Annotated in this window: 16 protein-coding genes and 1 pseudogene; 11 read left to right on the top strand and 6 right to left on the bottom strand. The window is 69.2% G+C overall.

The annotated features are described in order from the left end of the window. Positions 1 to 321 precede the first annotated feature (321 nt). The 3 genes from ACFW0G_RS39390 to dnaE all read right to left on the bottom strand — a co-directional run bounded on the left by ACFW0G_RS39390 (position 322) and on the right by dnaE (position 7,046). Positions 322 to 1,509 (bottom strand): low temperature requirement protein A, encoded by a 1,188-nt coding sequence (locus ACFW0G_RS39390; RefSeq protein WP_378330618.1) that lies wholly within the window; start codon positions 1,507 to 1,509, stop codon positions 322 to 324. 453 nt (positions 1,510 to 1,962) lie between these two features. Further along, positions 1,963 to 3,453: an MFS transporter gene (locus ACFW0G_RS39385; RefSeq protein ID WP_378330617.1), complete on the bottom strand. Its 1,491-nt coding sequence runs from the start codon at positions 3,451 to 3,453 to the stop codon at positions 1,963 to 1,965. Continuing rightward, complete coding sequence (gene dnaE / locus ACFW0G_RS39380) at positions 3,453 to 7,046, bottom strand: DNA polymerase III subunit alpha (RefSeq protein WP_378330616.1); 3,594 nt, start codon at positions 7,044 to 7,046, stop codon at positions 3,453 to 3,455. The genes ACFW0G_RS39385 and dnaE overlap by 1 nt, the downstream gene beginning before the upstream one ends. Positions 7,047 to 7,241: 195 nt before the next feature. Between dnaE and ACFW0G_RS39375 the strand changes: the two genes are divergently transcribed. The 4 genes and pseudogenes from ACFW0G_RS39375 to ACFW0G_RS39360 all read left to right on the top strand — a co-directional run bounded on the left by ACFW0G_RS39375 (position 7,242) and on the right by ACFW0G_RS39360 (position 8,692). Next, the gene (locus ACFW0G_RS39375) at positions 7,242 to 7,820 is read left to right on the top strand and encodes a TetR/AcrR family transcriptional regulator (RefSeq protein ID WP_378330615.1); all 579 of its coding nucleotides are present in this window, start codon (positions 7,242 to 7,244) and stop codon (positions 7,818 to 7,820) included. 72 nt (positions 7,821 to 7,892) lie between these two features. Next, positions 7,893 to 8,027, top strand: a pseudogene (locus tag ACFW0G_RS39370) (SDR family NAD(P)-dependent oxidoreductase); the annotation flags it as partial. A 136-nt stretch (positions 8,028 to 8,163) separates the two neighbouring features. Further along, complete coding sequence (locus tag ACFW0G_RS39365; protein WP_378330623.1) at positions 8,164 to 8,358, top strand: SDR family NAD(P)-dependent oxidoreductase; 195 nt, start codon at positions 8,164 to 8,166, stop codon at positions 8,356 to 8,358. Then, positions 8,342 to 8,692 (top strand): SDR family oxidoreductase, encoded by a 351-nt coding sequence (locus tag ACFW0G_RS39360; RefSeq protein WP_378330622.1) that lies wholly within the window; start codon positions 8,342 to 8,344, stop codon positions 8,690 to 8,692. Before ACFW0G_RS39365 ends, ACFW0G_RS39360 begins: the two co-directional genes overlap by 17 nt. Here ACFW0G_RS39360 and ACFW0G_RS39355 read toward each other — a convergent pair. Continuing rightward, positions 8,679 to 10,226, bottom strand: coding sequence for a plasmid pRiA4b ORF-3 family protein (locus tag ACFW0G_RS39355; protein WP_378330614.1), 1,548 nt, complete (start codon positions 10,224 to 10,226; stop codon positions 8,679 to 8,681). The two genes, ACFW0G_RS39360 and ACFW0G_RS39355, sit on opposite strands and share 14 nt — an antisense overlap. Before the next feature lie 30 nt (positions 10,227 to 10,256). Beyond that, complete coding sequence (locus tag ACFW0G_RS39350; RefSeq protein ID WP_378330613.1) at positions 10,257 to 12,671, bottom strand: GH92 family glycosyl hydrolase; 2,415 nt, start codon at positions 12,669 to 12,671, stop codon at positions 10,257 to 10,259. Between the two features lie 265 nt (positions 12,672 to 12,936). Here ACFW0G_RS39350 and ACFW0G_RS39345 point away from each other — a divergent pair, with 265 nt between their 5' ends. The 7 genes from ACFW0G_RS39345 (at position 12,937) to ACFW0G_RS39315 (ending at position 20,378) form a co-directional block, all read left to right on the top strand. Further along, the gene (locus ACFW0G_RS39345; RefSeq protein ID WP_378330612.1) at positions 12,937 to 13,341 is read left to right on the top strand and encodes a nitroreductase/quinone reductase family protein; all 405 of its coding nucleotides are present in this window, start codon (positions 12,937 to 12,939) and stop codon (positions 13,339 to 13,341) included. After that, on the top strand, positions 13,338 to 14,000 hold the full coding sequence (locus tag ACFW0G_RS39340) for an alpha/beta hydrolase fold domain-containing protein (RefSeq protein WP_378330611.1): 663 nt from the start codon (positions 13,338 to 13,340) through the stop codon (positions 13,998 to 14,000). Before ACFW0G_RS39345 ends, ACFW0G_RS39340 begins: the two co-directional genes overlap by 4 nt. Before the next feature lie 165 nt (positions 14,001 to 14,165). Next, positions 14,166 to 14,837: a FadR/GntR family transcriptional regulator gene (locus ACFW0G_RS39335; RefSeq protein WP_378330621.1), complete on the top strand. Its 672-nt coding sequence runs from the start codon at positions 14,166 to 14,168 to the stop codon at positions 14,835 to 14,837. Positions 14,838 to 14,940: 103 nt separating this feature from the next. Next, complete coding sequence (locus ACFW0G_RS39330; protein ID WP_378330620.1) at positions 14,941 to 16,284, top strand: amino acid permease; 1,344 nt, start codon at positions 14,941 to 14,943, stop codon at positions 16,282 to 16,284. A 38-nt stretch (positions 16,285 to 16,322) separates the two neighbouring features. Beyond that, complete coding sequence (locus tag ACFW0G_RS39325) at positions 16,323 to 17,249, top strand: asparaginase (RefSeq protein WP_378330619.1); 927 nt, start codon at positions 16,323 to 16,325, stop codon at positions 17,247 to 17,249. 11 nt (positions 17,250 to 17,260) lie between these two features. Continuing rightward, complete coding sequence (locus ACFW0G_RS39320) at positions 17,261 to 18,667, top strand: aspartate ammonia-lyase (RefSeq protein ID WP_378330610.1); 1,407 nt, start codon at positions 17,261 to 17,263, stop codon at positions 18,665 to 18,667. Positions 18,668 to 18,749: 82 nt separating this feature from the next. Beyond that, complete coding sequence (locus ACFW0G_RS39315) at positions 18,750 to 20,378, top strand: CocE/NonD family hydrolase (RefSeq protein ID WP_378330609.1); 1,629 nt, start codon at positions 18,750 to 18,752, stop codon at positions 20,376 to 20,378. A gap of 167 nt (positions 20,379 to 20,545) precedes the next feature. On the opposite strand, the gene ACFW0G_RS39310 is transcribed toward ACFW0G_RS39315, so the two are convergent. Continuing rightward, positions 20,546 to 21,307: a metallophosphoesterase gene (locus ACFW0G_RS39310; protein WP_378330608.1), complete on the bottom strand. Its 762-nt coding sequence runs from the start codon at positions 21,305 to 21,307 to the stop codon at positions 20,546 to 20,548. Position 21,308: the final 1 nt, after the last annotated feature.

The raw sequence follows: 21,308 nt of genomic DNA, 5'->3' as shown, positions 1-21,308 counted from the left end.
TTCAAACAATAAGCTCTACTGGCTTAGTTCACTAGCACACTGTTGAGTTCTCAAGCAACACACTGAATTGCTTCAAGCGATATTCATCAAGCTTTGTATCCCGAGGGCGCACCGTATACCCCGCGAAACTCGCGCTTCTCAAGGGTTTGGATGTGCTCTCCGGTTTGGGACCACCCACTCTACCACTTGCGTGGGAGCTTGGTTCGTGGCCCCGGTGGCCGCCCGGTCTCCCTGGCGACTTGAAGAACTTTACACGCCCTCGGAGGGGCCTGAACAGGGGGGTCCCTTAAGTACGCGCCGACGCGCTGACCTGCGTCGATGTCACGGCTCGGGCTCCCCGTGGGTCGCGACGACGGTGAGACCCACGAGCGCGGCGGCCAGCACCGCGGTCACGTGGATCGGCGCCGGCGTGAACGAGGCCGCGAGCACGAGCACCGCCGTCACCGGGAAGCCGATGGCGATCGGGCGGCATTCGTTGGTCGGGCCGATGTGCAGCAGCCAGACGCTGAGCAGGAACAGCGCGACCGGCACGGTGGTCACCAGAGCGGCGGCGAGTCCGGCGATATGCGTCTGATGGGTGTCGTAGTCGACGGCGACCTCGAGACCGGTGCCGACCGCGGCCGCCGCGGCGAAGATCAGGTAGTGGCCGTAGCCCCAGCTCATCGTCGTCAGCATGCCGGGGTTCCCGCTCAGCCTGCGGTGTCCCGGCTGGTCGAAGTACAGCCACCACAACGAGAACACCAGGACCAGTCCGGCGACGGCCAGTCCCACCAGGTTCCCGACGTGCCCCTCCTTGATCCCCTCCCGGATCGCGTTCGTCGCACTGAGGACCGTCTCGCCGAGCACGATCAGGGTGAACAGGCCGTACCGCTCGGCGATGTGATGCGGGTGCCACGTGGTCCCGGCCCGGCTCTCGGCCAGCATCGGCACGGCCAGTTCCGCAAGCACGATGACGAAGAACGCCGGGAACGCGATCGCGTCGGGCAGTGCGAGGCGCACGACCCACAGCACCTGGCAGATCGTGATCCCGGCGGCGTACCACAGGGCCGTGACCCGGAGCTCGGGCGAGGACCGGGCGGCACGCAGCCATTGGGTGACCAAGGCCAGCCGCATGACCACGTAGCCGATGACCATCACCCGGAAATCGCCGTCGAACGCGCTCTCCACGCCGGCCGCGACGGTCAGCCCGCCGCCGATCTGCACCAGGGTCGTGACGCGGTAGGGCACGTCGTCGGTGTCGAACGCGGACGCGAACCAGCTGAAGTTCAGCCAGGCCCACCAGATCCCGAAGAACACGAGCGCGAAGCTCAGTACCCCGTGCCCGAAGTGTCCCTCGGTGAACGCGTGGTGCAGCTGCGCGCCCGCCTGGCCGACCGCGACCACGAAACAGAGGTCGAACAGCAGCTCCAGCGGGGTGGCGACGCGATGGTGCTCGTCACTGTCCCGTGACCGCATGGGCCGGTACCACACCCTGATCCGGTTACCCGGTCGCGCGGACTCCTCCGACATCGGCGCTCCCTGTGCTCGGGATGATCACGAACACCGCCATCCCAACACGTCCGGGCCGCGGGAGCGAGCGCGACACCGGGAGAAAGGTGAGCGGGCCCGGTTCCCCCTCACCCGGGCCCGCTCCAATGCCTTCGCGCTCACCGATACCCGAAATGGCTCCTCCGAGCTGGCGCCGGACGGTCCCCCGCGGACGCCGACGCGCTTTCTCCGGAGGTGACAGCGGTGTCCATTCCCTCGCACCCCGAACACCCCGTCGCCCAGACCGGTCACCCCATCCCCAGGAGGCCGATCGGGCTGCCACTGTAGGTAATCAAAGTGGCGCACTGAAGGCCCCGTTAGGTCTACCCGGTTGCTCTGAGTAGCACCAGTGGTTCCGGGACGCTGTCACCCGGATGGAGCAGCATGATTATGCGCTGAGTAGTTTAGGCACGCTGAGGTAAGGGACCGGACAGTTCAGCCGCGCTGGATGTCCGCGGCGGAGGTTTCCGCGTCGCGCCGATCCTTGTCACCTTGGGTGAGCACCGCCCTGGCCCGGCGGGCCCGCAGTTCGAGGACGGCGAGGACGAGCGCGGCACACGTGACGACGGCCGCGCAGCACATCGCGACGGACAGGGCGAGCGGGAACCGGCCCGGTGCCGCACCCACCACGGATTCGAAGACCGACGCGAGCACCGCCGTGCCGATCGCGGTGCCGATCCGCTGGCCGGTCTGCAACGCTCCCCCGGCCGCGCCCGCCATGCTGGGCGGCACGCATTCCAGCGTCAGCGTCGTGTTCGGCGAGATCACCATGCCGCCGCCGATACCGGCGAACAGCAGCGGAGCGATGAACACGACGCCGGTCAGCGACGGCGGGACCAGCGTGGCGAGCAGCGCGACCAGGAGCATCCCGGCAGCGACCATGGACAGCCCGGTGACGGTGAGCCGCCGTCCCCAGCGCGGTACCAGCCTGCCCGCCACGGCAGCGGCCACCGCGGAGCCGAGCGCGAACGGCGTCACCGCCAGCCCGGACTGCAGCGGCGTGTAGCCGAGCCCCTTCTGGAAGAACATCGCGAACACGAGCCAGATCCCGGCGAACCCGCAGAAGTAGAGCGTGCCGACCGCGGCGCCCGGCGCGTAGCCCGGAGTGCCGGTGAACAGCCGGATGTCGAGCAGCGGCGGTCTGCCGAGGCGGACCCTCGTGCGTTCCCAGCGGACGAACGCGAAGCCGAACACCACCGCGATGCCGAACAGCCACCACAGCCGGGACAGCCCGCCCTGCTCGGACTCCACCAGGGGCAGCAGCACGCCGAGCACGGCCACGGCGAGCAGCAGGATGCCGACGAAGTCGATCTCGCTGCGCAGCCGTACCTTGCGTGGCGGCGTCTTGGGCAGCAGCCGCAACGCGGCCCCGAACGCGACAACGCCGATCGGCACGTTGACGTAGAACACCCAGCGCCAGCCGTCCGGATCGCCGAACACCGCGAGGATGACGCCGCCGAGCACCGGCCCCACCGCCGTCGAGATCCCGACCACCGCGCCGAACATGCCGAACGCGCGTCCGCGCTCGGCACCCCGGAACAGTTCCTGGATCATGCCGCTGTTCTGCGGGGTGAGCATGCCCGCGGCGCAGCCCTGCAACAGCCGGGCCACGATCAGCGTGGTCTCGTCGGGCGCCGCCCCGGCGAACGCGCTGGTCGCCACGAACGCGGCCAGCGCGAACAGGAACATCCGGCGACGGCCGAGCGCGTCGCCGAGCCGTCCGCCGGAGACCAGGACGAGCCCGAACGTCAGCGCGTAGCCGGAGACCACCCACTGGATGGCGCCGTTGGAGGCGTGCAGGTTCCGCTGGATCGAGGGCAGCGCGGTGTTGACGATGCTGACGTCGAGCAGGCCCATGAACCCGGCCGCGAGGGTGACGGCAAGCGCTTTCCACCGTCGCGGATCGGGTTCGTAAGCCTCCGCCATCAGCTGTTCGCGGTGATCCCGCGGATCCCCTTCAGCTCACCGATGAGCATCGAGGTGACCTTGACCGGATAGTCGTAGAGCGCGAACACCGTCTGCTGCTTCTGCCCGACGAGCTTGAGGTGCACCGGGGTTTCGCCCTTGTGCGCCAGCAATGTCGACTTCAGCTCGCTGACTACCGACTGGTCGATCTTCTCGGCCGCCGCGAGGAGGACCAGCGGTGGCTCGTCCTCGCCGTTGGCGATGTCGGACAGGTCGAGGGTCGCCAGCCCGCCGCCGAACACCGACATCTTGTCCTCGCGCCAGTTCACCCTGCCCTTGACCAGGACGGCGTTGTCCTCGATCAGGTCGGCGGCGAACAACGCGTACGACTTGGGGAAGTAGAGCACCTCGATCGCGGCGTCCATGTCCTCGACCGTGCAGATGGCCCAGGGCTCGCCCTTCTTGTTGACCCGCCGCTCCAGCGACGTGATCAGCCCGGAGATCACCACCTCGCCTTCCTTCGGCGGGTCGGCGAGCAGTGCCGCGATCGGCCTCGGCGCGTGCTTGCGGAGGATGCGTTCGGCGCCGTCGAGCGGATGCGCGGAGACGTAGAGCCCGAGCATTTCCCGCTCGTAGGCGAGCAGCTGCTTGCGCGGGTACTCCTCCTCGCCGAACTTCAGGTGCGCCAGCGGCGACGAGGACGACACGCTCGCGGTGTCCTCGGCCGACTCGTCCCCGAACGACCCGAAGAGGTCGAACTGGCCCATGGCTTCCTGGCGTTTGAGCGGGACGACGGCTTCGACGGCGTCTTCGTGGACCTGGATCATCGACAGGCGAGGGTGGCCCATCGAGTCGAACCCACCGGCCTTGATCAGCGACTCGATGACCCGCTTGTTGCAGGCCACCAGCTCCGATTTGTCCAGGAAGTCGGTGAAGGAGGAGTACTTCCCCTTCTCCTCGCGGGTCTTGATGATCGACTCGACCACGTTCGCACCCACGTTGCGGACGGCACCCAGCCCGAACCGGATGTCGTCCCCGACGGCCGCGAACCGCAGGGCCGACTCGTTGACATCCGGCGGCAGCACCTTGATCCCCAGCCGGCGGCACTCCGACAGATACACCGCCGACTTGTCCTTGTTGTCACCGACCGAGGTGAGCAACGCCGCCATGTACTCCGCGGTGAAATTCGCCTTCAGGTACGCGGTCCAGTACGAGATCAGGCCGTACGCGGCCGCGTGGCTCTTGTTGAACGCGTACCCGGCGAACGGGAGGATCGTGTCCCACAGCGCCTTGATGGCCTCGGAGGAGAACCCACCGGGGACCAGCTCGCTCGCCTTCATCCCGGCCTCGAAGCCCTCGAACTCCTTCTCGAGGACTTCCTGCTTCTTCTTGCCCATCGCGCGGCGGAGCACGTCCGCGCGGCCCATCGAGTACCCGGCCACCTTCTGGCCGATGTGCATGATCTGCTCCTGGTAGACGATCAGGCCGTAGGTGTCGGCCAGGATCTCCCGCAGGGGCTCGTCGAGCTCGGGGTGGATGGGCTTGACCTTCTGCCGTCCGTTCTTGCGGTCGGCGTAGTCGTTGTGCGCGTTCATGCCCATCGGACCGGGGCGGTACAGCGCGCCGACCGCGACGATGTCGTCGAACTGGGTCGGCTGCATGCGCCGCAGCAGGTCCCGCATGGGCCCGCCGTCCAGCTGGAACACACCGAGCGTGTCACCACGGGACAGCAGTTTGTAGGTTTCCTCGTCGGTGACGTCGAGGGTGTCGAGGTCGACGTCGATACCGCGGTTGGCCTTGATGTTGTCGATGGCGTCACCGATGACGGTGAGGTTCCGCAGGCCGAGGAAGTCCATCTTCAGCAGGCCGATGGCCTCGCACGACGGGTAGTCCCAGCCGGTGATGATCGAACCGTCGTCGCGCTGCCACAGCGGGATCGCGTTGGTCAGCGGCTCGCTGGACATGATGACCGCGCAGGCGTGCACACCGGCGTTGCGGATCAGGCCTTCGAGACCGCGGGCGGTCTCGAAGATCGTCTTGCACTCTTCGTCGGTCTCGACCAGCGCGCGGACCTCGGCGGCTTCGCCGTAGCGCTCGTGCTTGGAGTCGACGATGCCGGACAGCGGGATGTCCTTGGCCATGATCGGCGGCGGCAGCGCCTTGGAGATCTTGTCCGCGATCGAATAGCCGGGCTGTCCGAAGTGGACGCGGGCGGAGTCCTTGATCGCCGCCTTCGTCTTAATGGTGCCGAACGTGATGACCTGGGCGACCTTGTCGACGCCGTACTTGTCGGTGGCGTACCGGATCATCTCGCCGCGCCTGCGGTCGTCGAAGTCGATGTCGATATCGGGCATCGAGACGCGCTCGGGGTTGAGGAACCGCTCGAACAGCAGCTTCTGCGGGATCGGGTCCAGGTTGGTGATACCCAGCACGTACGCGACCAGCGAACCGGCGGCGGAACCACGGCCGGGACCGACCCGGATGCCCACCCGGCGCGCGTAGTTGATGAGGTCGGCGACGATGAGGAAGTAGGCGGGGAAGCCCTTGCCGATGATGACGTCGAGCTCGACCTCGATGCGCTCGTGGTATCCCTCGGGCACGCCCTCGGGGAACCGCCACTTCAAGCCGCGCTCGACCTCGGCCCGCAGCCAGGACGGCTGGTCGTAGCCGTCGGGAACCTCGAAGAACGGCAGGCGGTCCTTGTGGGCGTAGACGTCTTCGTAGGACTCGACGCTCTCGGCGATCAGCAGGGTGGAGTCGGCGGCACCGGGGACCTCCTTGTCCCAGTACTCCCGCATCTCCGCCGCCGACTTGAGGTAGTAACCGTCCCCGTCGAACTTGAACCGGGTCGGGTCGTTGAGGGTCTTGCCCGCCTGCACGCACAGCAGCGCGGAGTGGGTGTCGGCCTGGTCCTTGGTTACGTAGTGCGAGTCGTTGGTGGCCAGTGGCTTGAGGTCGAGCAGCCTGCCGACCTCGAGCAGGCCTTCGCGCACGGACCGTTCGATCGGCAGGCCGTGGTCCATCAGCTCGAGGAAGAAGTTGTCGGCGCCGAAGATGTCCTTGTAGTCCGACGCCGCCTGGATGGCCTCCTGGCGCTGGCCCAGCCGGAGCCGGGTCTGCACCTCACCCGAGGGGCACCCCGTCGTCGCGATGATCCCGGAGTGGTTCTCCGAGATCAGCTCACGGTCCATCCGCGGCTTCCGGTAATACCCCTGCATGCTGGCCAGCGACGACAGCTTGAACAGATTCCGCAGCCCGGTGGCGTTCCGCGCCAGCATGGTCATGTGCGTATACGCACCACCACCCGACACGTCACCACCCTCACCGAACTCATCCGAACCCCGCTGATTCGCCTGCCCCCAGAACACCGGCTTCTTGTGAAACCGCGACTCCGGCGCGATATACGCCTCGATCCCGATGATCGGCTTGATGCCATGCTTGCGCGACTGCTGATAGAACTCGTCCCCGCCATACATGTTCCCGTGATCGGTCATCCCCACCGCGGGCATCCCCAACCGCGCCGCCTCCCCGAACAACGGAGCGATCTTCGCCGCACCATCGAGCATCGAATACTCGGTGTGGACATGCAGGTGGACGAAAGAATCGTTCGACACCAGCGAAAACCTCCCCTAAGACGGACGGGTCCCGGCGATCTGCGGCGGCTCGGGCCCTCCACCCTATGCCCTCGCCCGAGGGCCCGCGCAGGGCCTCATTCTGCGCCTCGCGGGCCGCGTTGCCCATCCGACATGCGGACCCGGACCGGCGGGAAATATTTGACTTCCAGTTCCAATATCGGCTAGCTTGCCTCCATGGCCCGCCCCAAGTCCTTCGACCTCGACACCGCCGTACACCAGGCGATGGATGTGTTCTGGACGAACGGGTACGCCGGGACCACACCTCAGCAACTGGTCGACGCGCTCGGAATCGGGCGCGGCAGCCTCTACAACGCCTTCGAGAGCAAGCACGGCCTCTACGAGCGCGCGCTGCGGCGCTACCGGAAGACCGAGACGGCCCGGCTGCTCGAAGCACTCGACGCCCCCGGCCCTGCCCGCGACCGGATCCGGGCGGCACTGCGCCTGGTCGTCGACACCGCACTCGCCGACGATCAGCGTCGCGGCTGCCTCGCCGCCAACGCCGCCGTCGAGTTCGCCGACCGGGACGACACGGTGAACATGCTGGTACGCCGCATCTTCGACGAGCAGGAGCGGGCCTTCCGCGACACGATCAAGGAAGGCCAGCGGGCCGGGGAGATCGCGGCGGACCTCGACGCCGCCGCACTCGCGGCCTTCCTGCTCACGACCATCAACGGGATCCGCGTGCTGGCCAAGGCCGACCCCGATCCCCAGCGGCTCGGCGGCCTCGCCGAAACGGCGCTTCGCGCACTCTGACCGGCTCCTGCCCGGGAGCCGTTTCAGCGCACCCTAGTTTTGTAACTCTAGTTCAAGAAAGTGGGAGAGATCATGGACCTGCGTCTGGCGGGGAAGACCGCGGTGGTCACCGGCGGCAGCAAGGGCATCGGGCTCGCCATCGTCCGCACACTGGCCGCCGAGGGCGTGCGCGTGGTCGCGGCGGCGCGCACCGTCACCCCCGAGCTGGCCGCGCTCGCCCCGGACGTCACCGCCGTGACCGCGGACCTGTCGACCCGCGAGGGCGCGAGGGCGCGAGGACGCTGGGCGCTCGCGCCCTCGACGTGCTGGGCGGCGTCGACATCCTGGTCAACAACCTCGGCGGATCCGGTCCGGGATCGGGCACGACGAGCGGTTCGCCGACATCGACGACGACGCCTGGCAGGAGACGTTCGCGCTGAACCTGTTCAGCGCGGTCCGGGTCACCCGCGCGGTCCTGCCGAGCGTCGTCGAACGCCGGGGTGTGATCATCACGATGTCGTCGATCGGCGCCCGGTTCACGCATCCCCCGATCGAGTAAGGCGCGGGCCAAGGCCGCGCTGACCAACGTCAGCAAGGCACTCGCCGAGGAACTGGGCCGCCACGGCGTCCGCGCGGTGACCGTGAGCCCCGGTCCGACCCGCACCCAGAACTGGTCGGACCCGTCGAGCATGGCCGGCGACCTCGCGAGGGAAGCCGGGCTCGACCTCGACACGTTCCTCGCCGAGCTGCCCGGGCGGATGGGCATCACCACCGGACGGCTCGCCGAGCCCGAGGGAACCGCCGCGCTGGTCGCGTTCCTGGCCTCACCGCACGCGGCGAACATCACCGGCACCGACTACCGCGTCGACGGCGGGGTGATCAAGACCGTGTGACCAGTCCGGACTCTCCGAGTTCCTCGTTCACCTCGTCGGCGCTGAAATGCTCGGGCTCGAACTCGTCGCCGTCGCAGAGACCCATCCAGTCCAGCTGCGACTCGTGGTCCGGATCGTCCGGGTCGGCGAGGGTCGCGGCGAGGTGCTCGTAGCCGCCGATCCCGCCGCAGTCCTCCGGCGGGGCGGCGCGGCGGCCGCCGGTGCAGCGCGGGTAGGTCGCGGCAGGGTCGGCGTCCACCACCTTCTCGACGAGGATCTCGTGCTCCCAGTGGTCACCGAAGTCGTAGAGGTAGCGAAACTTGCTCTTCGCCTCGGGTGCGACCTGTTCGAGAGCCACAGCGCTTTCGTCGCCGAAAGCCAGCTCCGGATCGGGAATCCCGAAATCGCCATACGGGGTCTGGAACACATGCAGATGGCTGTGCTCCCATTCGAAGGCGATCTGGACGATCTCGTGCAGCAGGGAAAGCGTGGTGTCCGCACGCACTTCCAGCCGTCGCCAGATCGGCGGCTTCGCGCCCTTCAGGCTCATCTTGAGCTGGTAAACGGGCGCGGGGCCGTCGGTCTTCTTCCGCTTCGGCGGCAGCTCCGCCGTCTCCACAGGGCCGAGATCGAGAGGCGGCCTGGACGTCAGGTACGACACGCTGTCACCGCAGTCGGCGGGATGTGGCGTCCTGGGCTTGGACGACTCCGGAAGGCCGCGCAGCCTGGCCCGCGTCAGCATGGCGTTCGCGGGGTAGGCGGGCAGCTCCGATTCCTCGTCCAGCTCGTCGTCCAGCAGCAGCGCGGCCAGCGGGTCTTCACCGTGGTCCTCTCGCACGTCCAGTGCGGTCTCGACCTGTCGGCGGAACTCGGCGGGCTCAAGATCTTCCTCGACGAATTCGAGCCCGGCCGCGACGCAATCCTTACGCATGCTGTCGACCATGCTGGACACGTCGCGGCTTTCGAGGACCATGATGTCCCTGGCGGCGCCGCAGTCCGCATTGTCCACATGGATCACCAAGCCGTGTGACCGGTCACCACGCTGGAAGTGGCCGACGAACACCGCGACAAGGCCGAGGGTGTCGCCGAGCCGCTTGCATCCGGAAACCGTCACGGGCTCGCCGAGTTCGGCCGCCCATCGAGGCTCCGGCACCCCCGCGCCCACGAGCCGGGCGGCGGCCGCCGACGCGGCTTCGCCCAGGCTGCCGTCGCCGACCGAGCCGACCGCCAGCAGCAGCGCCAACGCCCCGGGAGACGCCTCGGCTTCGATCGCCGGCAGGAGGCCGTCGAGGAACAGCTCTGCAGTGCCACCGCCGAACTGGCTGTTGGCCACGACGAGTGCTCCCGTCACCTCCGCCTGGAGCGGGTCCTCCTCCGCGCGGAGGTCCTCACCGACCGCGGCCAAGCCCTTGATCAGGGTCTCCGGGTCGATTTCCTCGCCGGTGCACTCCGGGCAGTCGCATTCCTCGACCGGGGGCACGACGGTGAGGGGGAAGCGCTGTGCCTTGGTCTTCTTCTGCTTTTTCGGCTTACGGCCACGGCTGCGAGGGCTCATTCCCCTTAGTGTGCCCGGTCACCCTGGCAGTCAGGAAAGAGGTGCCTGCGGCGGCGCGTCGGCCGGCGCGGTCCCCCAGCCGGTGTTGGGCCGGGTGCCCAGGTCGTAGGTGATCGTGCCGCCGTTCGTCACGAACGCCTCCGACACCCACGGCCGCGGCGTCGGCGAACCGTTGACCCGCACGCCCTGGACGTAGAACGTGCCGGCCGAGGCGCGCGGAGCCTCGACGGTGATCGTGGCGCCGTTGCCGCGGTGTACGACCGCCTTCGGGAACAACGGGCTCGCCAGCACGAGGTCCGCGCGGCTCGGGATCTGCGGGAACATGCCGAGCGCGGCGAAGACGTACCAGGACGACATCGTGCCGAGGTCGTCGTTGCCGGGCAGGCCGCCGGTGCCGGGGCCGTACACGGTGTTCACGATCTGGCGGACCGTTTCCTGCGTCTGCCACGGACGGCCGAGGTAGTCGTACAGCCATGGCGCGTTGATGTCCGGTTCGTTGCCAGGGTTGTAGTGCAGGTCGTCGATGCCGGTCAGCGCCCATTTCCCAGCGCTGTCGTGGAAGAACGCGTCGAGCCGGGTCACCGTGGCCTTGTCGCCGCCGAGCCCGGCGACGAGACCGCGGACGTCGTGCGAGGCCATCCAGGTGTACTGCGCGCTGCTGCCCTCGACGAACCCGGCGTCCGAAGCCGGGTCGAACGGCGTCACCCAGCCGCCGTCCGCGCGGCGGGCCTGGACGTACGGGCCCGCGGCCGTCGCCTTCGGGTTGATCAAGTTCCGCCAGTACGCCGAGCGGGCCAGGAAGTTCGTCTGTTCCGGCGCGCGGCCGAGGCGTGCGGCCCAGTCGGAAAGCGCGTAGTCGGCGACGGAATCCTCGAGTGTTTCCGCCGCCGAACCCCAGCAGTGGCAAGCGTTGTCCGGGGCGTAGTGCAGACGCAGGTACTCACCGAGGCCAGGGCGCTGGCCGACGCACTGCACGGGACAACCCGCGTCGCGCGTGTCGTTCGCGGTGGGCACGGTGGCCGCCCGGACGAGCGAGTCGAAGGCACCGCGCACGTCGAAGTCCTTGGCACCGAAGGCATACATCCCGGCGAGCGCGGGTGCCGAAGGGTCACCGCTCATCACGTGAGTGGGGCCGTTGTTGTGCAGCCACCGGTCCCATTCGCCGCCGTTCTGCCCGGCGAAGTTGGACAACGACTGGGCGTAGTCGCTCGCTCGGCGTGGATCGAGGAACGCGAGAAGCTGGACCTGCGCGCGATAGACGTCCCAGCCGGAGAACGTGCCGTACTGCGCCCGCTGTCCCTTCGCCAGCCGGTGGACCTTGCCGTCGCTGCCGAGGTATTCACCGGTGACGTCGTTGGCCAGGCTCGGCTGCTGGAGTGCGTGGTAGAGCGCGGTGTAGAAGGTCGTGAGCTGCGAACGCGTGCCGCCGCCGAGGACGATCCGGGACAACTCGCCCTGCCACGCGCGCCGGGCGGCACCGCGGACGGCGTCGAAGGACGTGCCCGCCGGGATCTCGGCGTCGGCGTTGCGCCGCGCGTTCGCCGCGCTGACATAGGAAATACCGATCCTCGCGGTGACCGGTCCCTTCGCCGGGTCGAAGGTGACGTAGCCGCCCGAGCCGTGGCCCGGCCGCGCCGCGTCGGTGAAGCCCTCGCCGCCGCTCGCCCGGCTCGTGCCGGGACGCAGCGTGCCGTCGGCCCAAGTGCCCTGGCCGACGACCGGCTTGTCGAACTGGACGCTGAAGTGGAGCGTGTAATAGGAGCGCTGGTTCTCGGCGCCGCCGTCGGTGCGTCCGCAGAAGCCGCCGGAGTCGACCGATCCGGTCACCGTGGCGTGTTCGGCGTCGATACGGATGTCGGCATTTTTGCTGCCGGGCAAGGAATTCGACGTGCGGAACAGCAGGTTCGCGGGTTCGCCCTTCGGGAAGGTGAAGCGGCCGAGCCCGGCTCGGTCGGTGACGGTGAGATCGGCGCTCGTCCCGTTGGCGAGGCCCACGCGGTAGTGACCCGGCTCGGCGGTCTCGTCGGCGTGCGAGAAGTCGCTGGCGAAGATCTCGTCCTTGCTGTCGGCCGAGGGAGACGTCCGGATTTCACCGGGGAACGGCATGATCGGCACGTCCCCGGACGCGCCGGGCGTGCAGCCGGTGCCGTTCAGGTGGGTCAGGCTGAACCCGCGCAGCCGCGTGACGTCGTACTGGTAGCCGCCCGCCGCGCCGCTGCCCGCCTGGTTGCCCTTGGTCGTGGTCGGGCTCCAGGCGATCATCCCGAACGGCTTCGTGGCGCCGGGATAGACGTTGCCCGCGTTGGTGGTGCCGATCATCGGGTCCACAAAGGACACCGGGTCGGCGACCAGCGCGACGGCGGCTTGCGCCGGGGTGATCGTGGTGGCCGCGAGTGTCGCGACGCCGAGCGTGGTGAGGAACGTGCGCAGGGTCCGGTTCGCCATGACCGTCCTTTGACATCGTTGTCAGCCTGACGGTCCGTAACGCTACCGATACGGCCGAATCGGGGTCAACGCGGCGGCGGCGTCCTGTCCCGTTGTCATGGACTGAAGGGGACGTTCGTCTCACGGGATTTGCTGAAGGGGACTTTCCTCGCATGCGACGAGAGGAAAGTCCCCTTCAGCACACGCCGCCGGAGGAAATCACGTTGACGCGAGGAGGTGCGCACGGCAGACTTCAACACTGTTGAAGTTCGAGTGAAGGAGACGGATGAAGATCGACCTGCGAGCCATGAACGAGCGTGTGATCGCCGGCTTCCGCGCGCGTGGCGGGCAGGCTGACGGGCCGCCGATGCTGCTGCTCACCACCACGGGCGCGCGCAGCGGACAACCGCATCTGACGCCGCTGCTGTACCTGCCCGACGGCGAGCGTCAGGTGGTGTTCGCGGCCAACGGCGGCGCCCCGGAACACCCGGACTGGTACCGGAACCTGCGCACGAACCCGGCGGTCACCGTCGAGACCGGCGGCGAGACGTTCCCGGCGCGGGCCACCGAAATCACCGGCGAGGAACGCGACCGGCTGTTCGCCGCGCAGGCGGCCGTGTTCGGCAGGCTGACCGAGCACCAGGCGAAGACCGGCCGCCCGTTCCCGGTCATCGCGCTGACCCGCGCATGACCACGCCGGTCACCGTCGTCCACGCGCACGGCGGCGGATTCACCTCGTACGACCCGGAACTCGGTGCCGCCAGGGCACAGGCGCTGGCCGCGGCCGGGCTCCGGGTCGTCCCGGTGGCGTACCGGCTCGCGCCGGAACACCGCTGTCCCGCGCAGATCGAGGACGTCCTCGACGCGTGCCGCGGAATCGACGGGCCGTTCGTGCTCCTCGGCGAGTCGGCGGGCGGCACGATCGTGTTGTCCGCGGTGGCCCGGCTGATCGACAGCGGCCGCGTGCCGCTGGGCGTCGCGGCGATCTCCCCGGTCACCGACCTGACGCTGCCCGGCGCGTCCTTCACCACCAACGAAGGCAAGGACATCATCGGCCGGGCCGTGCTCGCCGAGTCCGTCCGGGCCTACCTCGGCGGACTCGACCCGGCCGGCCCGCACTCCCCCGCGCACCTGCCGCTGGAAAACCTGCCGCCGCTGTGGCTCGCGGTCGGCACGGGCGAGGTCCTGCTCGACGACGTCACGGCGTTCGCCGGACGTGCCCGCGACGCCGGCGTCCGCACCGAACTCCGGCGTTATCCCGGCGCCCGGCACGGCTTCCAGTTCGGGGAAAGCACCGTCGACGCCGACCTCGCGCAATGGCTCACGAGCCTCATCGCAGCCGTGAACTGACCCACATTCCCGATGATCACCGCAGGTCAGCGACCCGTCCGACGCGCGCCCCCGCCGAGCGGCCAGCCGTCGTCTTGACAATGTGGACGGTCGAACCCGACGATCTCGCCCATGAACCTGTCTGACAGCCAGACAGCCGGACAGGGTCCGCGTCGGGTGAGCGCCATGGAAGCCGTCCTGGCCCATCTCCGGCGTGCCATCGAGCGGGGAGACTACGCGGTCGGCGACAAGCTCCCCTCGGAGGCCAGCCTCGGCAAGGAGTTCGAGGTCAGCCGCTCGGTGATCCGGGAGGCACTGCGCGGGTTGCAGGCGCTCGGGCTGACGATGTCGCACACCGGCAAGGGCACGTTCGTGACCGCGAACGGGCCGGTGGAGAACCCGACCTTCGGGCCGTATTCGGCCCGCGACCTGTTCGAGGTGCGCCGCCACGTGGAGATCCCGGTCGCCGGGTACGCCGCGCTGCGCCGCGGCTCCGACGATCTCGACCTGCTCGGCCATCTGGTCACCCGCATGGACGCGGAGACCGACAACACCGCCTGGGTGGCGCTCGACTCGCTGTTCCACATCACGATCGCGCAGGCATCGGGGAACCCGGTGTTCGGCAAGGTCATCGAGGAGATCCGCGACGCGCTGGCCCGCCAGTCGTCGTTCCTCAACCAGCTCGGCGGACGGCGCGCGCAGTCCAACGTCGAGCACCGCCGGATCGTCACGGCGATCGCCGCCGGTTCGGAGGAGGCGGCCGTGGCCGCGATGACCGCGCATCTGCAGCACGTCGAAAACGCCCTGACCACCATCGTGCGGCCGAGCCACGCGAAAACCCCGGACAAGGACGACTGACACCGTGAGCGAGACCCTCCAAACCACCGAACAGGCCGCCCCGGCGCGGGTCGACGCCGGCGACGCCGGCTACAGCAAATCGCTGAAGTCCCGGCACATCAACATGATCGCCATCGGCGGCGCGATCGGGACGGGCCTGTTCCTCGGCGCGGGCGGCAGGCTCACGCAGGCGGGCCCGGCGCTCGCCATCGTGTACGCGGTGTGCGGGCTGTTCGCCTTCTTCGTGGTGCGTTCGCTCGGCGAACTCATCCTGTACCGGCCGTCCTCGGGTGCGTTCGTCTCCTACGCGCGGGAGTTCATGGGCGAGAAGGGCGCGTACGTCGCGGGCTGGATGCACTTCCTGAACTGGTCGACCACCGGGATCGCCGACATCACCGCGATCGCGCTGTACGCGCACTTCTGGTCGTTCTTCACGCCGATCCCGCAGTGGGTGCTCGCGCTGATCGCGCTCGCGGTCGTGCTGACGCTGAACCTGGTGTCGGTGAAGCTGTTCGGCGAGATGGAGTTCTGGTTCGCCATCATCAAGGTCGCCGCACTGGTGGTCTTCATGGTCGTCGGCATCGTGCTGCTGGTGACGCAGACCCCGATCGACGGCCACGCCCCCGGCCCGCAGCTGATCGCCGACCACGGCGGGATCTTCCCCGCCGGGATCCTGCCGATGGTGCTGATCGTCCAGGGCGTCGTGTTCGCCTACGCCTCGTGCGAACTGGTCGGCGTCGCGGCCGGTGAGACGGAGAACCCGCAGAAGATCATGCCGAAGGCGATCAACTCCATCATGTGGCGGATCGCGGTCTTCTACGTCGGTTCGGTGGTCCTGCTGGCGATGCTGATGCCGTGGAGTTCCTACAGCAAGAACGAAAGCCCGTTCGTCACCGTGCTTTCGCATCTGGGTGTGCCGTCGGCGGGCAGCATCATGAACCTGGTCGTGCTCACCGCCGCCATGTCCAGCCTCAACTCCGGCCTCTACTCCACCGGCCGGATCCTGCGGTCGATGTCGAAGGCGGGGTCGGCACCGAAGTTCACCGGCGTGATGAACAGGAACCAGGTCCCCTACGGCGGGATCCTGCTCACCGCCGCGGTGTGCGTGCTCGGTGTCGGGCTGAACTACCTGGTGCCGAAGGACGCGTTCGAGATCGTGCTGAACTTCGCCGCGGTCGGCATCCTCGGCACCTGGGCCATCATCGTGCTGAGCCATCTTCTGTTCGTGCGCAAGGCGAAACGCGGCGAGGTGACGCGGCCGTCCTACCGGCTGCCGTTCTCGCCCTACACCGAGATCGCGACGCTGGTGTTCCTCGCGGCGGTCGTGGTGCTGATGGGCTTCGACGAGACCGGGCGGATCACGCTGATGGCGCTGCCCGCGATCCTCGTCGCGCTGGTGGTCGGCTGGTTCTGCGTGCGCAAGCGGATCGACATGAGCGTGCTGGAAGCCGCGGAGGAAAAGCTGTGAGAACCACGGTTCCCGCGCACGAACCGCTCGTGCACCTGATGCGCGGCGGCATGGTCGAAGGCGTGCACCACGGTTCGGTAGTGGTGCTCGCGCCGGACGGGTCGACGCTGTTCGCCGCGGGCGATCCCGACGCCGTGATGTACCCGCGTTCGACGGCGAAACCGCTGCAGGCGGCGGCGATGGCGCGGCTCGGGCTGCGCCTGCCGCCCGCCGGGTTCGCGATCGCCGCGGCCAGCCACTCCGGCGAAGGCATCCACCTCGACGCCGCGCGCGCGATCCTGGCGGCGCACGGCCTCACCCCGGAAGCGTTGCGTACCCCGGAGGACTACCCGTTCGACCCGGTCGAGCGGGACGAGTGGGTGGCCGCCGGGCGCGTGCCGAGCAGGCTCGCGCACAACTGCTCGGGCAAGCACGCGGCGATGCTCGCGACCTGCCGCAAGTACGGCTGGTCCGAGCACGACTACCTCGACCCCGGCCATCCGCTGCAACTGGCGATCGCCACCAGCGTCGAGGACCTGACCGGCGCGCCGATCCCGCACGTGAGCGTCGACGGCTGCGGCGCGCCGCTGTTCGCGATGACGCTGCGAGGACTGGCGACCGCGCTTTCGCGGATCGCCACCGCCCCATCGGGCACCCCGGAAGCCCTTGTCGCGCACGGCATCCGGGCGCACTCTGAGCTGGTGGGCGGGTCGCGGCGGGACGTCACGGCGCTGATGCGCGCGGTGCCGGGGCTGATCGCGAAGGACGGTTTCGAGTCCGTTCAGGTCGCGGCGCTGCCGGACGGGACGGCGGTGGCGATCAAGATCGCCGACGGCGCCGACCGGGCCCGGCCGCCGGTGCTGGCCGCCGCGCTCGCACTGTCCGGTGTGGACAGTGCGGCACTCGCACCGTTCGCGGGGACGGACGGACCCGACGGCCTGCGGGTCACCGGGACGCTGGCGCGGCACCTGGCCAGCGCCGCCTAGGGGGGAGAGACATGACACACCGCGTCGAGCACGATCTGCTGGGGGACAAGGAAGTTCCGGCAGGGGCGTACTGGGGCGTGCACACCGCGCGGGCCCGGGAGAACTTCCCGATCACGGGCACCGCGATCTCGGCCTATCCGCACCTGATCGAGGCGCTGGCCGCGGTGAAGGAGGCCGCGGCCCGTGCGAACGCCGAGCTGGGGCTGCTGTCGCCGGCGGACGCCGAAGCGATCTGCGCGGCCTGCAAGGAAATCCGGGCGGGCGCACTGCACGACGAGTTCGTCGTCGACGTCGTCCAGGGCGGCGCCGGTACGTCGACGAACATGAACGCCAACGAGGTGATCGCCAACCGCGCGCTCGAACTGCTCGGGCACGAGAAGGGCGACTACGCCCGGCTGCACCCGAACGAACACGTCAACCTCGGCCAGTCCACCAACGACGCCTACCCGAGCGCGGTGCGGCTCGCGACGATCATCGCGGTACGGGAACTCTCCGAGGCGATGATCGTGCTGGAACGCGCGTACGCGGCGAAGGCCGCCGAGTTCCACGACCTGCTCAAGATGGGCCGCACGCAGTTGCAGGACGCGGTGCCGATGACACTGGGCCAGGAATTCGGGACGTACGCGGTGATGCTCGGCGAGGACCGGCTGCGCCTGACCGAGGCGGTCACGCTGCTGCACGAGATCAACCTCGGCGCGACCGCGATCGGTACCGGGCTCAACGCGGCGCCGGGGTACGCCGAGGCCGCGTGCCGTCACCTGCGCGAGATCACCGGCCTGCCGCTGGTGACCTCGGCGGATCTGGTGGAGGCGACGCAGGACTGCGGCGCTTTCGTGCACCTGTCCGGGGTGCTCAAGCGGATCGCGGTGAAGCTTTCCAAGGGCTGCAACGATCTCCGGCTGCTGTCCTCGGGGCCGAGGGCGGGGCTGAACGAGATCAATCTGCCGCCGGTGCAGGCCGGGTCGTCGATCATGCCTGGCAAGATCAACCCGGTGATCCCCGAGGTGGTCAACCAGATCGCATTCGAGGTCATCGGCAACGACGTCACGGTGACCATGGCCGCCGAAGCCGGGCAGCTGCAGCTCAACGCGTTCGAGCCGATCATCCTGCACGCGTTGTCGGAGAGCATCACGCATCTGCGGTCGGGCTGCCTCGTGCTGGCGCGGCGCTGCGTCGAGGGCATCACCGCCAACGCCGGCGTCATGCGGGGATATGTCGACAACTCGATCGGGCTGGTGACCGCGCTCAACCCGAGCATCGGCTACGCGGCGGCGACCGAGATCGCCAAGGAGGCACTGGCTTCCGGGCGGGGCGTGGCCGAACTGGTCGTCGAAAAGGGACTCCTGCCCGCGGACGAGCTGGCGAAGCTGCTGCGCCCGGAAACCGTCGCGAGGCTGGTCCCGCCCGCGACGGCCTGATCGCTCGAAGTGAACGGCGGCACGGGGACGCGTTCCGCGGGTAGCGTCGGGTGGGAGAGATCACCCGGCGAAAGGCGGATCCGTGCTGGAGCGAGTTGTCGACCGACTGCTGGGCCTGCCTCCTGCCGAAGGCCCGCCGCCGGTGGTGACCAAGGAGCTGCCGATACCGATGCCCGACGGCGTCCGGCTGCTCGCCGACCGCTACGCCCCCGCCGGGACCACGTCGGCGCCGGTCGTGCTGATCCGCACGCCCTACGGCAGGGGCGGGCTGATGGGCAAGATCTTCGGCGCGGCGTTCGCGCGGCACGGCCTGCAGGTGGTCGTGCAGAGCACCCGGGGCACCTTCGGCTCCGGGGGCGAGTTCCGGCCGTTCCACCTGGAGAAGGAGGACGGGCTCGCCACCGCCGCATGGTTGCGGGAGCAGCCGTGGTGTGACGGCAGGCTGGCCATGGCGGGCGGCAGTTACCTCGGGTACACGCAGTGGGCGCTCGGGCCGTACCTCGACCCACCGCTGGAGGCGATGTGCCTCGGGATCACCGCGTCGGAATTCATCTCGACCTTCTACCCCGGCGGGACGCTGGCCGCTGACGACATGGTGTCGTGGTCCACGCTGATCGGGCGACAGGAACAGCGGTTCGCCGCGCTGCCCAACCCGTTCCAGACCCGCCGGACCCGGCGGGCGATGACGACCCTGCCGATCTCCGCCGCCGACGTCGCCGCGATCGGGAAGCCGGTACGGTTCCTGCAGGACGTCACCGCGCACGCCGAGCCGGGCGACCCGTTCTGGTCCATGGTCGACCACCGCGAAGAAGTGGCCGGGCTGAAGACCCCGGTGAGCATGGTGACCGGCTGGTACGACCTGTTCCTCGCCGAACAGCTGCGCGATTTCCGCACGCTGGCCGCGGCGGGCCGGAATCCGCGGATCACCATCGGCCCGTGGGCGCATGGCGAACCCGGCATGCTCCGGGTGCTCGTGCCCGACCAGATCTCGTGGCTGCGCGCGCACCTGCACGGTGACAGCGCCCAGCTGCGGCGGGCCCCGGTGCGGATCTACCTGCAGGGGGCGGGGCGCTGGCTCGACTTCGACCAGTGGCCGCCGGAGGAAACCACCGCGAAACCGCTCCACCTTCAGCCGGTCGGCGGACTCGGCGAGGACGTACCGCGCGATTCGGTGCCCGCGAAGTTCACCTACGATCCGGCCGACCCGACGCCGTCGGTCGGCGGGCCGCTGCTGACCGGGAAGACCAAGCAGCGGGACAACCAGGCCGTCGAAGCGCGGTCGGACGTGCTCGTGTTCACCGGCGCCCCGCTGGCGGCGGATCTCGACCTCATCGGCGAGGTGTCCGCGACCATCCACGTACGCACCGACCTCGGCCACGCCGATGTCTACGTGCGACTGTGCGATGTGGACAGTCGCGGCGTCTCGCTCAACGTCACCGAGGGCATCCTCCGGCTCCGTCCCGGCTTCCCGGAGTCCGATGTGGACGGCGTGGTGCGGGCGTCGATCGAGCTGGAGCCGACCGCGTACCGGTTCCGGCGCGGGCACCGGCTACGGGTCCAGGTCGCGGGCGGCGCCTTCCCCCGGTTCGCCCGTAACCACGGCACCGGGGAACCGCTCGTCTCGGCGGTGGCCGGAAAGCCCTGCCGCTTCGAGATCTTCCACGACCCGGCCCACCCCAGCCACCTGACCCTCCCGGTCTTCCCCGGCTGAGTCCTTTGTGGAGTGTTGGTCCGGCGGGGCTTCGCGCCGTCAGGCGATACCGTCGGCCTGCGCGGGGAAGTCCGAGGGACGCCCTCGGTGCGTTGAGTGCGACGAGGGCGTCCCTCGGTGCGGCGAGCGCACCCAATGCCACATTGGGGCGTTTGAGCCACCCCGGATCAGAGCGGGACGGAGCGCACGTGACTGGTGAGCCGCCCGTCCTCGTGCAGGACGTGGAGCAGGAGCGACGGCGGCCGGTCGTACTCGATCGGCCCGCCGTCGGGCCAGTCGCGGTCACCGCCCGGTTCGGCCGGCAGCAGGGAGCCCGAGACGACACCGGGCGCGACCCGCAATGGCAGCCCGGCGAACGTCGTCGACGCGCCGGTGTGCACGTGCCCGCACAGCAGCGCCACGACGCGGGGGTGCCGCGCGAGCACCGCGGCCAGCCGGTCCTCGCCGGACTGCCGGATCCTGTCCACGGCCGGGACGCCGACCTCGACCGGCGGATGGTGGAACGCGACGAACGCGGGCCCTTCGCCGGAAGCGAGCACCGAGTCCAGCCAGGCCAGCGTCTCGTCGTCGAGAAAACCCGCGCCGCTGCCGGGAATCGTCGAATCGCACATCGCGAACAGCGTCCCGCCCACCTCGTGCGCGCTGTTGATCGGACCGTCCTCCGGCGGCGCGTCCAGCAGCACCTCGCGGAAGGCGGCGCGGACGTCGTGGTTCCCGGGACAGGTCAGGACCGGCGAGGAATGCTTGAGCAGTTCCGCCGCGCGGTGGTACTCCTCGGGCAGGCCGTGGTCGGCGATGTCGCCGGTCACCAGCACCGCGTCGACCGGCCGCGCGAGCCCGCCGAGGTAGGCCATCACCGCCGCCACCCGCGCCTCCGCACGCTCCCCGCCGTCGAGATGGATGTCGCTCAGCTGCGCGAAAACCGCCACG

Origin of the sequence: Amycolatopsis sp. NPDC058986 (assembly GCF_042741125.1) — a bacterium.
GTDB lineage: Bacteria > Actinomycetota > Actinomycetes > Mycobacteriales > Pseudonocardiaceae > Amycolatopsis.
The sequence above is the reverse complement of the archived record's forward strand: the minus strand, read 5'-3'. Positions and strand labels throughout refer to the sequence as shown.

Bases quoted from the DNA above. Each gene is read 5' to 3' on its own strand.
- ACFW0G_RS39390 (WP_378330618.1), bottom strand. From the start codon at position 1,509: ATGTCGGAGGAGTCCGCGCGACCGGGTAACCGGATCAGGGTGTGGTAC.
- ACFW0G_RS39385 (WP_378330617.1), bottom strand. From the start codon at position 3,453: ATGGCGGAGGCTTACGAACCCGATCCGCGACGGTGGAAAGCGCTTGCC.
- ACFW0G_RS39375 (WP_378330615.1), top strand. From the start codon at position 7,242: ATGGCCCGCCCCAAGTCCTTCGACCTCGACACCGCCGTACACCAGGCG.
- ACFW0G_RS39355 (WP_378330614.1), bottom strand. From the start codon at position 10,226: ATGAGCCCTCGCAGCCGTGGCCGTAAGCCGAAAAAGCAGAAGAAGACC.
- ACFW0G_RS39350 (WP_378330613.1), bottom strand. From the start codon at position 12,671: ATGGCGAACCGGACCCTGCGCACGTTCCTCACCACGCTCGGCGTCGCG.
- ACFW0G_RS39345 (WP_378330612.1), top strand. From the start codon at position 12,937: ATGAAGATCGACCTGCGAGCCATGAACGAGCGTGTGATCGCCGGCTTC.
- ACFW0G_RS39340 (WP_378330611.1), top strand. From the start codon at position 13,338: ATGACCACGCCGGTCACCGTCGTCCACGCGCACGGCGGCGGATTCACC.
- ACFW0G_RS39335 (WP_378330621.1), top strand. From the start codon at position 14,166: ATGGAAGCCGTCCTGGCCCATCTCCGGCGTGCCATCGAGCGGGGAGAC.
- ACFW0G_RS39330 (WP_378330620.1), top strand. From the start codon at position 14,941: ATGATCGCCATCGGCGGCGCGATCGGGACGGGCCTGTTCCTCGGCGCG.
- ACFW0G_RS39325 (WP_378330619.1), top strand. From the start codon at position 16,323: ATGCGCGGCGGCATGGTCGAAGGCGTGCACCACGGTTCGGTAGTGGTG.
- ACFW0G_RS39320 (WP_378330610.1), top strand. From the start codon at position 17,261: ATGACACACCGCGTCGAGCACGATCTGCTGGGGGACAAGGAAGTTCCG.